The sequence below is a fragment of the Pedobacter sp. 10L46_2 genome (assembly GCF_056395165.1).
Genome location: NZ_JBFTIZ010000338.1, coordinates 1 through 11,515 on the forward strand (window position 1 = coordinate 1; position 11,515 = coordinate 11,515).

General features: G+C 36.6%; 11 protein-coding genes and 1 pseudogene. 6 read left to right on the plus strand and 6 right to left on the minus strand.

The window, feature by feature from the left end:
* Nucleotides 1-1,471: replicative DNA helicase (gene dnaB, locus AC1DDX_RS24260; protein ID WP_477622741.1), on the plus strand; the 1,471-nt coding region annotated here is incomplete at its 5' end.
* Between the two features lie 13 nt (nucleotides 1,472-1,484).
* Here dnaB and chrA read toward each other — a convergent pair.
* On the minus strand, nucleotides 1,485-2,648 hold the full coding sequence (gene chrA / locus AC1DDX_RS24265) for a chromate efflux transporter (RefSeq protein WP_172663913.1): 1,164 nt from the start codon (nucleotides 2,646-2,648) through the stop codon (nucleotides 1,485-1,487).
* A 50-nt stretch (nucleotides 2,649-2,698) separates the two neighbouring features.
* Nucleotides 2,699-3,034, minus strand: a complete 336-nt coding sequence (locus AC1DDX_RS24270) for a tetratricopeptide repeat protein (RefSeq protein WP_172663183.1) — start codon at nucleotides 3,032-3,034, stop codon at nucleotides 2,699-2,701.
* Between the two features lie 86 nt (nucleotides 3,035-3,120).
* On the opposite strand from AC1DDX_RS24270, the gene AC1DDX_RS24275 reads away from it, so the two are divergent.
* From AC1DDX_RS24275 to AC1DDX_RS24295, 5 genes and pseudogenes are all read left to right on the plus strand, one after another.
* Entirely contained in the window at nucleotides 3,121-3,858 is a 738-nt protein-coding gene (locus AC1DDX_RS24275; RefSeq protein WP_288883323.1) for an electron transfer flavoprotein subunit beta/FixA family protein, read from the plus strand.
* 45 nt (nucleotides 3,859-3,903) lie between these two features.
* Nucleotides 3,904-4,724: pseudogene (locus AC1DDX_RS24280) on the plus strand (electron transfer flavoprotein subunit alpha/FixB family protein).
* 47 nt (nucleotides 4,725-4,771) lie between these two features.
* Nucleotides 4,772-5,386, plus strand: coding sequence for a bifunctional nuclease family protein (locus tag AC1DDX_RS24285; protein WP_172663186.1), 615 nt, complete (start codon nucleotides 4,772-4,774; stop codon nucleotides 5,384-5,386).
* Nucleotides 5,387-5,446: 60 nt separating this feature from the next.
* Nucleotides 5,447-6,712, plus strand: coding sequence for a nucleoside permease (locus tag AC1DDX_RS24290; protein ID WP_172663187.1), 1,266 nt, complete (start codon nucleotides 5,447-5,449; stop codon nucleotides 6,710-6,712).
* A 44-nt stretch (nucleotides 6,713-6,756) separates the two neighbouring features.
* Complete coding sequence (locus AC1DDX_RS24295; protein WP_477622742.1) at nucleotides 6,757-7,218, plus strand: DUF3667 domain-containing protein; 462 nt, start codon at nucleotides 6,757-6,759, stop codon at nucleotides 7,216-7,218.
* Nucleotides 7,219-7,759: 541 nt separating this feature from the next.
* Here AC1DDX_RS24295 and AC1DDX_RS24300 read toward each other — a convergent pair.
* From AC1DDX_RS24300 to miaA, 4 genes are all read right to left on the minus strand, one after another.
* The gene (locus tag AC1DDX_RS24300; RefSeq protein WP_172663189.1) at nucleotides 7,760-9,049 is read right to left on the minus strand and encodes a citrate synthase; all 1,290 of its coding nucleotides are present in this window, start codon (nucleotides 9,047-9,049) and stop codon (nucleotides 7,760-7,762) included.
* Nucleotides 9,050-9,171: 122 nt separating this feature from the next.
* Nucleotides 9,172-9,708: a DUF3347 domain-containing protein gene (locus AC1DDX_RS24305; RefSeq protein WP_288883320.1), complete on the minus strand. Its 537-nt coding sequence runs from the start codon at nucleotides 9,706-9,708 to the stop codon at nucleotides 9,172-9,174.
* A gap of 184 nt (nucleotides 9,709-9,892) precedes the next feature.
* Nucleotides 9,893-10,396: a hypothetical protein gene (locus AC1DDX_RS24310; protein WP_172663191.1), complete on the minus strand. Its 504-nt coding sequence runs from the start codon at nucleotides 10,394-10,396 to the stop codon at nucleotides 9,893-9,895.
* Between the two features lie 141 nt (nucleotides 10,397-10,537).
* Entirely contained in the window at nucleotides 10,538-11,476 is a 939-nt protein-coding gene (gene miaA, locus AC1DDX_RS24315; protein ID WP_172663192.1) for a tRNA (adenosine(37)-N6)-dimethylallyltransferase MiaA, read from the minus strand.
* Nucleotides 11,477-11,515: the final 39 nt, after the last annotated feature.

The window sequence follows — 11,515 nt, forward strand, 5'->3', positions numbered from 1 at the left end:
GGCAATTGACCTTGATGAAGCTGTCCTTGGTGCATTAATGCTCGAAAAAGATGCCCTATCTCCCGTAATTGACATTCTAAAACCCGAAGTATTTTATCATGAAGGGCATAAAAAAATCTTTGAAGCAATTCAGGGGCTTTTTCAGAAATCCAAACCAGTAGATATTTTAACCGTTACCTCTGAATTGAGAACGCTCGGACAATTAGAAATGATTGGGGGCGCTTATTATATCACTAACCTGACAAATAGAGTAGCTTCAGCAGCGAACATAGAATTCCATGCCCGTATCATTTCCCAAAAATATATTCAGCGGGAATTGATCAGGATCTCTTCAGAGATTATTCAGAATGCGTACGAGGACACCACAGATATATTCGATTTGCTGGATCATGCAGAAAAGAACTTATTTGATATTGCTCAGAACAATTTAAGAAGAGATACACAAAAGATGGATGAGATTGTAAAACAATCTTTAGCCACCTTAGAAGCGCTTCGTGGTAAAAGCGATGGGTTAACAGGTGTTCCATCCGGCTTTACTGATCTTGATCGTATTACAGGTGGATGGCAACCTTCAGATTTAGTAATCATTGCAGCTCGTCCGGCGATGGGTAAAACAGCATTCGTTCTAACCTGTGCACGTAATGCAGCTGTAGAATTTAAAAGACCCGTTGTAGTGTTCTCATTAGAGATGTCGTCTGTTCAATTGGTAAATCGTTTGATTTCAGGAGAAACCGAGATTGAGCAGGAAAAAATCAGAAAAGGAAATCTGGCAGAATGGGAATGGCAACAGCTACATAGTAAAATAGGAACCTTAACAGAGGCTCCACTATTAATAGACGATACCCCTGCCCTTAACATCTTTGAATTCAGAGCAAAATGCAGAAGGCTTAAATCTCAATATGACCTGCAATTAATCATCATCGATTATTTGCAGTTGATGCATGGTAAGGGAGAAGGACAAAGCGGCGGTGGTAACAGGGAGCAGGAAATTGGTAGTATATCAAGAGCGCTTAAATCTGTTGCCAAAGAACTAAATGTACCTGTACTTGCACTATCGCAGTTAAGTCGTGCCGTAGAGAGCAGACCTGGTGTTAACGGAAAACGACCAATGCTATCGGATTTACGTGAATCTGGATCTATCGAGCAGGATGCGGATATGGTACTATTCTTATACAGACCAGAATATTATGGTATTACCGAAGATGAGCAGGGACGCTCCCAAGCTGGTATTGGTGAGGTAATTATTGCAAAACACCGTAACGGTGAAACCGGAATTGTACCGCTACGCTTTATTGGTAAGTATGTGAAATTTGCGGATTTGGAAGAAAGCTTCTCTGCACCTACTTCATTCTCTATGGACAGTCCTGGTGCAGGTATGCATCCTTCGCAAGATTTTGACAGACCCACCGGAAATGTAATCATTAAACCATCGCGCATGGATGACATGCATGATGAAGATGCTCCGTTCTAATCAGCCAATGGAGCTATAAAAAGTAGCCTAACAATATACCACCCAAAACAATAAAAGGCGGGCTTATTTTAGTGAAATTCAGAATAAGAAATGTTACTATTAAAACCGTTATTGCTGTAAAGTCCATACCAATTGGCTTTACAAGGAGAATAAATGCAGCAATAATAAAACCCACGCTTACAGCATTTATCCCGGATAACGAATATTTAATACGTGCTATCTTTTTAAGATCTTCCCAAAAGGGAACAATAAATAACACCAAAATCAATCCAGGCAAATTGATACCTAAAACGGCTACTATCCCTCCCGTTATCTGGCCAGTTACTCCATAACCAAAGTTTCTCATACTTAGTGCGCCAACATAGCTTGTAAATGAGAATGTAGGACCCGGTAAGGCTTGTTGCAATGCAAAGCCAGATAGAAACCCTGAAGAATGAAGGTAATGCTTCATTTGCACAAATTCAGTAAACATAAGTGGGACCAGCACTTGTCCACCACCAAAAATAAAGATACCATTGCGGTAAAAGTTCTCGAACAACCTGATAGGCAAGCTAAAAGGCGAAGTACGGTTAATAATGGCCCCTAATAAGGCCAGAAATAATAATACCCCTACAAAATAGATCAGTTTTTTGGGATTTATATTTGAGAATAGCTTTACTCGAATCTCACTTTCCTCTTTTGGAGCATCTAAAGCAGATGAAATCATACCTCCTATTAAAATTGCAATAGGAAATACATAGGCATTCCTCAATACAAGGGTAGAAATTATAGCTGAAATAGCCAGAAATACAGACAACTGCGAAACCAGCACCCTTCTTGAAAGATTATATGCCCCAAAAGCAACAATACCCAAAGCTATCGGTTGTATATATTCCAATATCTCTACAAACTTTTCTTTGTGATCAACCTTTGCATAGCTAATGGCTGCAAAAGTCATAACAGCAGCAGAGGGAAAAATCCAGATTAAAAATGTTATTAAAGAAAGTTTTAACCCTCCTACTTTATATGCAATGCCAACAAGCGTTTGAGTTGATGCGGGTCCTGGCAATACCTGCGCCAAGGCATTCAGCTCCAGCAATTCTTCTTCTGTGATGTATTTGGCATCCTTTACAAAATACTTAAGCAATAAAGCCAGATGCGCTTGCGCACCCCCAAAAGCAGTAAACGTGAACAGCATCACATTTCTGATAAACAAAAGTTGCTTCTTACTGCTCAATCTGTTAGTAATTAATCATCTTCATAATCTAAACCTGCTGCAGAATTATACGCGCCTTGTAACTCAGAAAAAGCATGCATATCCCTTTTATTTTTGGCTGCAAGCATACCTTTTTGATATATTTTTATTCCCTCTTCAGTTTTCCCCGTTTTTTCATACAACTTTCCAAGATGATAATAAGTCCCAACATAATCAGGATGCTCAGCAACTAGTTTCAGATAGTATTCAAATGCTTTTTCAAAGTCATTTGCTGAATTATATTCTGTTGCAAGGGCATACAAAACGAAAGGATCATTAGGTTCGCTCTCTAAAAAGTTTAATAGTTTGGTTAATCGGGTACTTTGCATTTTTAATCCCTGCTTTTTTAATTAGATTTGCAAAAAGACAATTTAAGCTAAAACAGCTTCATTACCTTTAAAACAAATTTATACATATGAAAATATTAGTTTGTATCAGTAATGTGCCCGACACAACAACAAAAATAACTTTTACTAACGATAATACACAATTCAATACCGCAGGTGTACAATTTATTGTTAACCCTTATGATGAGATTGCCTTATCAAGAGCTATTGAACTTTGTGAGGGTGGTAAAGGAACGGTAACCGTAATAAATGTTGGAGAAAGCCAGACAGAACCGACCATAAGAAAAGCACTTGCTATTGGCGCTGATGACGCAGTCAGAATTAACGCTACTCCGAGAGACGCTTATTTTACAGCTTATCAGATAGCAGAATACGCTAAAACTACTGAATTTGATATGATCCTTTGCGGTCGCGAATCTATAGACTATAATGGGTCTCAGGTTGCTGCAATGATTGGCGAATTCCTTGACATCCCGTCTATCTCTATCATTAAAAAATTAGATTACGATGGAACAACTGCAACAATTGACCGCGAAATTGAAGGTGGTAAAGAAGTTGTTTCTGTAACTGGCAGGTTTATTGCAAGTTGTGCAGAAGGAACTGCAGAACCTAAAATACCTAACATGAGAGGAATTATGTCTGCTAGAACTAAACCTCTTGTAGTTGTTGAAGCTAAAGAAATTGAGCAGGTTGCTAAAGTGCAGCAATTTGAAACCCCTCCTCCACGTGGTGCAGTTAAGCTGGTTCCTGCTGAAGAGACCGCTAAATTAATCGACTTATTACATCAGGAGGCTAAAGTTATCTAACTGAAGTTCTATTTCAGAGTTTAAAAATTATTTAATAAAGATCGTATGTCAGTTTTAGTATATGTAGAACAAGTAGATGGCAAATTTAAGAAATCTGTTTTCGAGGCAGTATCTTATGCAAAAGCCATTGCAGATAAACAAGGTGGCGGTTTAACCGCTATATCTATTGGTAATGTTGATGAAAGTGAACTTAAAGCATTAGGTAAATACGGAGCTTCTAAAGTTTTAAATGTTTCTAATGATCAGCTCAAGAATTTCGTAAATCAGGCATATGCCTCAATTATTGCTGAAGCAGCAAAAAAAGAAAATGCAGACGTAGTTGTGTTGTCAAACTCTTTCTCAGGAAAAGGCCTGGCTCTTTAAATCCAAATGCGTTTGGCGTTAAAGAATCAGCAGTTGATGCAGCCGTTGAGGCATTTAATCCGGAAGTTAAAGCAACTGATCTTACTGCTATCGTTAAAGAAATAGTAAGAGCAACCAATAAGGTTTCCTTACCTGATGCAGAACTTGTTGTATCGGCGGGAAGAGGGTTAAAAGGTCCTGAAAACTGGGGTATGATTGAAGAACTAGCTGATCTTCTTGGTGCAGCAACTGCTTGTTCTAAACCGGTTTCTGATGCTGACTGGAGACCTCACTCTGAACACGTTGGTCAGACAGGTATCGCCATCAGTCCGAACTTATATATTGCAATAGGTATTTCAGGTGCAATACAGCATTTGGCCGGTGTTAGTTCATCTAAAGTTATTGTTGTAATTAACAAAGACCCTGAGGCACCTTTCTTTAAAGTAGCCGACTACGGAATTGTTGGCGACGCATTTGAAGTTGTCCCAAAATTAATAGAAGCATTAAAAGCACATAAAGGTTAATTAAATATCCGGCAAGGGCAATCTGCATTTGCCGGATATTATTTAATATGAAAAAAGTAAAACTCGATATTGTTGGTTTATCCTATAGCCAAACCCAATCAGGAGCATATGCCCTGGTTCTTGGCGAAGTAAACGGAAGAAGACGTTTGCCTATAATTATTGGCGCCTTTGAGGCACAGGCTATTGCCATAGAAATTGAAAAAATGACGCCAAGCAGGCCATTAACTCATGACCTGTTCAAAACATTTGCCCAAACTTATAACATTGAAATACAGGAAGTTTTGATTTATAACTTGGTAGAAGGTGTCTTTTTTGCAAAATTGATCTGTACCGATGGTGAAACCACTCATGAAATAGATGCCCGGACTTCAGACGCGATAGCTTTGGCTGTTCGTTTTAATGCCGCTATCTATACCTATGAATTCATTTTATCTTCAGCAGGAATTGTAATTGAGGGAAATGATTTCCTATTTCTTGAAAATATAGATAGCATTCCAAAAGAACAGGGCTCAGAAGATATCAGCACTTCAATTCCAGGCACTAACTACAAAGCTTTGAGTATGGAAGAACTCCAGCAAAAACTTCAGGATGCGATTACTGAAGAAGCTTATGAGAAGGCTGCCAGAATTCGTGATGAAATAAATAAAAGAAATTCAGCTTAACAATTTTAAAATAGTTCTATATTCAGCCATTACTTTAAAAAACCAACTAAACTATTATTTATGAATGTTAAGTTTCGCTTAACTCTAATGAATTTTTTACAATTCTTTATATGGGGTTCCTGGCTCATTACTATCGGAGTTTATTGGTTTCAAAATAAAAGATGGTCTGGCTCAGAGTTTGGAGCAATCTTCTCTACCATGGGTATTTCGGCTATTTTTATGCCCGCTCTTATGGGTATCATTTCCGATCGTTTTATTAATGCAGAGAAACTATACGGAATTTTACACATCCTTGGAGCAGTTAGCCTTTTCTCTTTGCCTCTTGTAGACAATCCCACTACCTTTTTCTGGGTTATATTAGTAAACATGTTCTTTTACATGCCAACGCTATCTTTGTCTATTACAGTAGCTTATTCAGCATTAAAAAGTGCTCAGAAAGATGTTGTAAAAGATTATCCACCTATCAGGATTTGGGGAACTATTGGATTTATTGCCGCTTTATGGGTTGTAAGTCTTTCAGGAAACGAGGCATCCTCTAATCAATTTTATATTGCTTCGGCTGTTTCACTGGCTTTAGGTATTTATGCCTTTACATTACCTAAATGCCCTCCCCTTGCGAACAGAATTGATTCGAAGTCATTTGTTGATGCGCTGGGTTTAAGGGCATTTACATTATTTAAGCAAAAGAAATTTGCGGTATTTTTCTTTTTCTCTATGTTTTTAGGGGCAGCTCTACAGCTTACAAATGCCTACGGCGATACCTATTTGCACGACTTTAAAAATATCCCGGAGTACGAAAACCTACTTGCTGTTAAATACCCTGCAATTATAATGTCCATTTCCCAGATATCTGAAACACTATTTATTCTTGCAATACCTTTCTTCTTAAGGAAATTTGGAATTAAGTATGTGATGTTGCTAAGTATGCTTGCATGGGTGCTAAGATTTGGTCTTTTCGCTTTTGCTGATCCGGCAGGAGGTTTATGGATGATCATCCTATCTTGTATTGTTTACGGTATGGCTTTCGACTTTTTCAATATCTCGGGTTCCTTATTTATGGAAACTCAAATTGATGCCTCAATAAGAGGCAGCGCACAGGGTTTATTCATGATGATGGTAAACGGTTTTGGAGCACTTTTTGGAAGTTTCACAAGCGGGTTAATTATTGATAAGTTTTTTACTTATGCCGACCATAGTAAGGATTGGCAGGGAATCTGGATTACTTTTGCATCATATGCCTTAGTACTTGCTGTTATTTTTCCTTTTATTTTCAAGTATAAACATAACCGTGCAGAGGAATCAGCTATAAAAGCAATGAGCCACTAAGTCAATTGTTTTAGGATTTTTTAGTAACCGTTTTTAATAGATTTATGTCGACTGGTAAATATAGAAAAGAACATAATTGCCTGAATTGCGGGCAGAATGTAGAAAAACATTATTGCAGTAATTGTGGACAGGCTAACCTGGAGCTTAAAGAAAATTTCTGGCAGTTCATAAGTCACAGTATAGCTCATTATTTCCACTTCGACAATAAGTTTTTTCAAACTTTATCACCCTTACTTACAAAACCGGGAGAAGTTACACTGGATTATTTAGCTGGTAAAAGGGCCAGATATATCAATCCGGTTAGTATGTATATCTTTGTTTCTATTGTTTATTTCATTGTAGTTCCAAATAAATTGGAACACAAAGCCGAAGCAGTAGAGTTTCATTCTTCTGCAAGTAAGGATTCAGCAAAATCAAAAACAGAAGCACTAAAAAAAACCCTGGAGGATGGAGATTTTGAGGATGATTCTTTTATTGGAAAATCGGCAACATATGTGCAAAGCTAAATGAAGCAGATCGTGATTCATGGATCGATAGAATTTTTAAGAAACGTGAAATTGCTATAAACCAAAAATCGGCATCAGGTAATTGGTCCGTAAAAGAAGAACTTGAACATTACAGGCCAAAACAATACTTCCTATTGATGCCTTTACTAGCTTTATTTATTATGTGGAATTTCAGAAGAAACCACATCTATTATCTAGATCACCTTATATTTACTATACACGGAACAACTGCTTTTTTTATTACCCAAATAGTTACAGTTCCTTTGAGGAGGGATTTATTCGGTACGGGATCCTCAATAAGTGATCTCATCAAGTGGGCAGTAATTATTGGGATTATCTGGTATCTCTATAAAGCTTTAACTGTATTCTACCAGCGTTCCAGAAAGGTGACCATTAAGAAAATGATAACACTCTGCTTCTTGTATATGATGGCAGCTTTCATTTCTGAATGGGTAATTGAGCGATTCATATATTACTTTGTATAAATAAAAAAGCCTTAGCTGAACAGCTAAGGCTTTTTTATTTAAGATATATGTTTAATCTATTTTCTTTTTTCTATAGCAACAAATTCTCTATTTGTATGACCTACATATATTTGACGTGGACGGCCAATAGGCTCTTTATTTTCGTGCATTTCTTTCCACTGAGCAATCCATCCTGGTAAACGGCCCAAAGCAAAAAGAACTGTAAACATATCCGTTGGGAAACCAAGTGCTCTGTAAATTATACCTGAATAGAAATCAACATTAGGATAAAGCTTACGCTCAACGAAGTACGGATCACTTAATGCTGCTTCTTCTAGTTTCTTAGCAATTTCTAAAACAGGATCATCAATACCTAATTTCTCTAAAATATCGTCACATGCCTTTTTAATGATTTTAGCTCTTGGATCAAAGTTTTTGTAAACCCTATGTCCAAAACCCATCATACGGAAAGGATCATTCTTATCTTTTGCTTTGTTGATCCATTTTTCGGTATCTCCACCATCTTCTTTAATACGCTCCAGCATCTCAATTACAGCTTGGTTAGCTCCACCATGTAATGGCCCCCATAGGGCATCAATACCTGCAGATACCGAAGCATATAAATTACAATCAGAAGAACCTACCATTCTTACAGTTGATGCAGAACAATTTTGCTCATGATCAGCATGAAGAATAAGCAATGTGTTCATTGCACTGACTACTACAGGGTCTATTTCTATTTCTTCGGTGCGTTGCCCAAAGATCATGTTTAAGAAATTACTAACGTAATCGAACTTATTTTTAGGATAAATAAGTGGGTGACCTAATGATTTTTTATAAATGAAAGATACAATTGTAGGAAATTTAGCCAACAACTTAATCATTGTTAAATCCATCGTTTCTGCTGATGAATTTGCATTTAACGATTCAGGATAAAATGTTGATAATGAACAAACCAATGAAGATAATTGCGCCATTGGATGAGATTTTGAAGGGTATCCATCGAGGAACTTCTTCATATCTTCATGAATTAGCGTATGTCTGCTAATTTGAGCCTGAAAATCGTTCAGTTCGTTTTGTTTAGGTAAATCTCCATATATAAGTAAATATGCTACCTCAAGAAATGTTGACTTTTCCGCTAATTCTTCAATTGGATAACCACGATATTTTAGAACTCCCTTTTCACCATCAAGAAAAGTGATGGCACTTTTTGTTGACCCAGTGTTTTTATAGCCAAAATCTAAAGTAATATGACCTGTTAAGTCTCTAAGTTTGGAAATATCTATGGCCTTCTCTCCTTCGGAACCTGTTATAACTGGGAATTCGTATATCTTCCCATCAATCTTAATTTCTGCAATATCTGACATATATATATCTTAAATTTATAATAAACAAAACTAACTAATCCTTTTCTATTAGCATTAAATCAACTATAACAAAGCTGTTAAATAATTATTAAATGTGGGTCAAAATCAAGTAAGATTAACAACTACTTACTGGGTTTGATCTCTTCCAAAACTGCGCCGCAATCCATCATTTCATCTCCATAATAAGGGTTCTGAATCTGTTTTTCGGAAGCCAGCCAATCCCCGCCCTCTCCTTTATTGGCCATAGGGCAATGTTGAACATAAATAGAGCCTTTTTTCAAATCTGCGTGTTTAAACATCGCAATTACATCTGAGCTCAAATAAGTAAATTCTTTTCTTTGCGAGGCTATGTCTTTGGCCGAAGCTATTTTTTCTGCAATTATAGCCGTATTCTCACAACCTGGAAAATTAGTAAGGCTGGTCTTTAATTGTGTTGCAGCTTTTTGGGCATCTTCAAACTTTGATTCTACTAAAGCATCTTTTAAATAGATATAACCATCATAAATATTTTGAACTTTACTATCGGTTAATTCAACAACAGCAGTAGTAGCTACCTTACTTTCAGATATATTATCTGTTGAGGCTTGCGTATTTGTTTTATCTGTATTTGTACAAGACAGAGCCATTAAAAGCACTCCGGCCGCAAGATATTTTTTCATACTTTATCTATATTTTTATGAATCTATGAATCTATTGTAGCTCTAAAATAGCAAAATCATGCTTGTACAGGCCTAAAATAGCTCCATTGCATTGTTTTTTGGTTAAAATACCTATTTTATATTTAAATAACTAAAAAAGCCCCTGAAAAATTCAGAGGCTTTAAATAAATATTCAATTTCAGCATTATAACTTGAACCCGTAAGCTACACGTAAAGCTACTTGTCCTAAATTTCCTCCTCCTTTTGAAAGTCCTTCATATTTCACTCCCAAATCCAAACCATTGCTCCATGAATAACCTAATGCAGGTGAATAAAGAAACGAAGTTCCTGAACCATTGGTAACTCCGAAAGCAGCTCCCAGTTCACCTAAACCGTAAAGACCTGAACCTGTTTCATCAAAGAATATTTTCACACCAGCTTTTAGTGGAATATAACCAAAATCAGGCACATCAACTCCTGCCACTTCTTTTCCAAGAAAATGAGTATAACCTGTAGTTACAGGAATAGATATTTGTTTCGATACGTCAAACTGAAGTCTGGCATCAGCCCCTAAAGCAAAACTATAACCATCGTTCGTTGGAACACCCAGGTTCACTCCAATACCTAGTTTTTGAGCACTGGCATTAGTGGTAAAAAATAACGCCACTGCAGCTACTGCAGTCGCAAAGAATTTTGTAGAATTTTTCATTTGATCGTTTATTTAAATTTAATGCATAGTTTTTTTGCTATACACCTGATCATTTACAAATTGCATGCCATACATTGAAAAGAAATATATTATTATACGAATAACAACTTTTAAATAACACTAACAATTATATCACATAGCTTAACTACGATCCTTATATTTCAATTTATAAATACTTAGAACACCATCAAGTAACTCATCCGGATTTAACTCTGTATTAAACCAGTTTATTTTAACACCATCCTTCTCCATCTTCCTAAAAAAGGTCATTTGGCGTTTTGCAAATTGGCAAATCGCTATAGCAAGTCTTTCTTTTAATTCCGAATAGCTAAGCTCATCGAAAAGATAAGCTGCAATAAATTTATACTCCAGGCCATAAAAAACAAGATCTTCTTTAGTAACTCCTTCAGCAATTAACCCTTTCACTTCATCTATCATACCTTCATTAAACCTAAGCTCAAGACGATTGATCACTTTCTGTCTCCGCAACTCAACATCCGATGTCAAACCAATCACCAGTGGATCAATTCCAGGTCTTTCAATTGATTGCAAATCGTTATGTATCAGGTATTCTGCAATCTCAATTGCCCTGATCATTCTTTTATGGGATGATTGATCTGCCTGTTTTGTAAATTCGGATGGATAAGCAGACAACTTGTTCCTTAATAACTCATTGTTCAGTTCTTTTAAGGTGTCCCTCAGTTCACTATTTACTGGTATAGCGGTGTATTCATGATTTTGAAGAATACTGTGAACATACATCCCTGTACCACCACAAAGTATAGGAAGTACATTTTGGTCAGTTAATTTCTGAAAAATAGCAAAGAAGTCCTCTTTAAATTCGTTTACGTTATATCTTTCTCCTGCTTGTTTAATATCGATCAAATGATATGGAATAATTTTTCCATTCACCGCATACTCACTAAGATCTTTGCCAGTACCAATATCCATACCCCTAAAGATTTGCCTGCTATCTGCACTGATTATCTCGCCATTTAGCGCTTCGGCCAATTTCACAGCGAGCTTGGTTTTACCAGATGCAGTTGGCCCCAAAATGATCAACAAAGGATTTTGATGCATTATAAGTATAAAATATATTTTAAATTACCAGTATTATAA

Bases quoted from the DNA above. Each gene is read 5' to 3' on its own strand.
- AC1DDX_RS24305 (WP_288883320.1), bottom strand. From the start codon at position 9,708: ATGAAAAAATATCTTGCGGCCGGAGTGCTTTTAATGGCTCTGTCTTGT.
- AC1DDX_RS24295 (WP_477622742.1), top strand. From the start codon at position 6,757: ATGTCGACTGGTAAATATAGAAAAGAACATAATTGCCTGAATTGCGGG.
- AC1DDX_RS24290 (WP_172663187.1), top strand. From the start codon at position 5,447: ATGAATGTTAAGTTTCGCTTAACTCTAATGAATTTTTTACAATTCTTT.
- AC1DDX_RS24310 (WP_172663191.1), bottom strand. From the start codon at position 10,396: ATGAAAAATTCTACAAAATTCTTTGCGACTGCAGTAGCTGCAGTGGCG.
- AC1DDX_RS24270 (WP_172663183.1), bottom strand. From the start codon at position 3,034: ATGCAAAGTACCCGATTAACCAAACTATTAAACTTTTTAGAGAGCGAA.
- AC1DDX_RS24275 (WP_288883323.1), top strand. From the start codon at position 3,121: ATGAAAATATTAGTTTGTATCAGTAATGTGCCCGACACAACAACAAAA.
- AC1DDX_RS24285 (WP_172663186.1), top strand. From the start codon at position 4,772: ATGAAAAAAGTAAAACTCGATATTGTTGGTTTATCCTATAGCCAAACC.
- AC1DDX_RS24300 (WP_172663189.1), bottom strand. From the start codon at position 9,049: ATGTCAGATATTGCAGAAATTAAGATTGATGGGAAGATATACGAATTC.
- chrA (WP_172663913.1), bottom strand. From the start codon at position 2,648: ATGCTGTTCACGTTTACTGCTTTTGGGGGTGCGCAAGCGCATCTGGCT.
- miaA (WP_172663192.1), bottom strand. From the start codon at position 11,476: ATGCATCAAAATCCTTTGTTGATCATTTTGGGGCCAACTGCATCTGGT.